Origin of the sequence: Malikia spinosa (assembly GCF_002980625.1) — a bacterium.
Taxonomy (GTDB): Bacteria; Pseudomonadota; Gammaproteobacteria; order Burkholderiales; family Burkholderiaceae_C; genus Malikia; species Malikia spinosa.
Window position 1 is genome coordinate 1 of record NZ_PVLR01000059.1, and the last position, 804, is coordinate 804.

Annotated in this window: 1 protein-coding gene; it reads right to left on the reverse strand. The window is 64.6% G+C overall.

Translation table 11 applies throughout. The features are described 5' to 3' along the window. The coding region (locus C6P61_RS16205; RefSeq protein WP_105730960.1) for an IS5 family transposase at nucleotides 1–804 on the reverse strand (804 nt) is incomplete at both ends.

An 804-nucleotide genomic window follows, 5' to 3' on the forward strand; every position in this document is an offset into this window, starting at 1 on the left:
CGCCGAGCAGCTTGACGCAACGCATTTTGGCCTCGACCAGGCTGCGCCGGTGATACCCGCTCCAGCGCTTCCAGATCGCGCGACCCAGGCGCTGCGTCGCGCGCAAGATCTCGTTGCGGGCGCTGGCTCCAGGGCGGTTCTCCTTCCAGGGTTTCCTGGCATTCTTTCGCACCGGGATGATCGCCTGCGCCTGGCGCAGTGCGATCGCCTCGTGACAGGCCTTGGTGTCGTATGCGCCGTCGCCGCTGACCGACAGCAGCGCCTCGTTCGGGTCGATCTGCCCGAGCAGACTGGGCAGCACCGGCGCATCGCCCACCGAATTGGGCGTGACCTCGATCGCCCGGATCTCCATCGTCTGCGCGTCTATGCCGATGTGCAGCTTGCGCCACTGGCGCCGGTACTCGGCACCATGCTTCTTGCGCTTCCATTCGCCTTCGCCCATCATCTTCAGGCCTGTGCTGTCAACCAGCAGGTGCAGCCCGTGTGCGGCGGGCCGATACGGGATGCGAACCTGGAGAGTCTTCTGGCGCCTGCAGACCGTGCTGTAGTCCGGTACCGTCCAGGACAGGCCAGCGAGTTTGAGCAGGCTTTCGACCATGCCCATAGCTTGGCGCAGTGCCAGACCGAACAGGCCCTTGATCGTCAGGCAGAACTGGATCGCTGCGTCCGAGAACAACGATGGGCGGCCGCGCTTGCCGCTGGCCAGCCCTGACCACTGGAGGTTGCGATCCAGCCAGATCATCAGCGCACCGCGCGACTTCAGTGCCTCGTTGTAACGCTTCAAGTTGGTGGTCTTGTACTTGG